Origin of the sequence: Streptomyces malaysiense, assembly GCF_000980885.2 — a bacterium.
In the GTDB taxonomy this organism is placed as follows: Bacteria; Actinomycetota; Actinomycetes; order Streptomycetales; family Streptomycetaceae; genus Streptomyces; species Streptomyces malaysiense.
On sequence record NZ_LBDA02000102.1, the window covers coordinates 1 to 1,473 of the forward strand.

The window sequence follows — 1,473 nt, forward strand, 5'->3', positions numbered from 1 at the left end:
GGTCAGCAACGCGGCGCACCTTCGGTGCGCGCCGGGGGCGTGGTAAATCCCGTGGCGCGCGCCGAGGATGCTTCTGTCTGCCCTGACGTGGGCTGATACCGGTCCGGGACGCTGGAGGAGTTCGTTCCGGCCGAAACCGAGGTCTCTGTGATGCCCGCGAGCTCGCAGGTCAGCATGGTGCCGAGGGCCGTCCACGGGAACCGTGGAGTGTTGCTGTGAGCACGTGCGTCAGAATCCCTGATTCACCCTGGCCCTCCCGGAACGGCGTACCGCTCGGCCGTTGAGGGAGGGAGCGAGACATGGACGTACTGCACGAACGCTGCGCCGGTGTCGACATCAGCAAGAAGGACGCCAAGGCGTGTGTCCGCACCCCAAGCACGAAGCGGCGGGGGGCGTTCACCACCGAGACCACGACCTGGGGCTCGACGACGAACGCGGTGCTCGCCCTACGAGAACACCTGATCACCGCCGAAGTCACCCTGGTAGTGATCGAGGCGACATCGGACTACTGGAAGCCCTTCTACTACCTGCTGGCCGACGAGTTGAACGTGATCCTGGTCAACGCGCGGCACGCCAAGAACCTGCCCGGCCGCAAGACGGACGTCTCGGACGCGGCCTGGCTGGCCCAGCTCGGCGCCCACGGCCTGGTCCGTGCCTCGTTCGTGCCCGACCAACCGGTACGCGAACTGCGGGACCTGACCCGCTCCCGCACCCAGATGACCCGCGAACGTGGCCAGATCGTCCAGCGCCTGGAGAAGCTGCTGGAGGACACCGGCATCAAACTGGCCGCGGTCGCATCCGACATCATGGGCGTCTCCGGCCGGGCCATGCTCGAAGACCTCATCGCCGGGGAACGCGACCCGCAACACCTCGCCCAGCTGGCCAAGCGCAAGCTCCGCAACAAGATCCCCGAACTCACCGAGGCGCTGACCGGACGCTTCCGTGAACACCACGCGTTCCTCACCCGGCTTCACCTGGACCACTACGACCAGCTCACCGACGCGATCCGGCAGCTCGATACGCGGATCGAAGAGTCGATGGCCCCCTTTCGTCCCGCCCTCGACCTCCTGGACACCATCCCCGGAATCAACCAGGCCGTCGCCGAGGTGATCATCGCGGAGACCGGCGGCGACATGAGCCGGTTCGCCTCCGCCAAGCACCTCGCCTCCTGGTCCGGCGTCTGTCCCGGCCATCACGAGTCCGCCGGCCGCACCAAGAGCGCCAAGGTCCGCCCCGGCAACCCCTACCTCAAAGGCGCCCTCGGCCTCGCCGCTTTCGGCGCGGTGAGAACCAAGGACACCTACCTGCAGGCCCGCTACAAGCGGCTGACCGCCCGCCGCGGCCCGCTCAGGGCCCTGGTCGCCGTCGAACACTCGATCGTCACCGCGATCTGGCACATGCTCACCGACAACGTCGCCTACCACGAACTGGGCGGCACCTACTTCGCCCAGCGCGACCCCGAACGCGCCACCC

At 67.8% G+C, this 1,473-nt stretch carries 1 protein-coding gene; it reads left to right on the top strand.

What is annotated here, in order from left to right:
- Window positions 1–299: 299 nt before the first annotated feature.
- On the top strand, window positions 300–1,473 hold a 1,174-nt coding region (locus VT52_RS32155), incomplete at its 3' end, for an IS110 family RNA-guided transposase (RefSeq protein ID WP_046429206.1).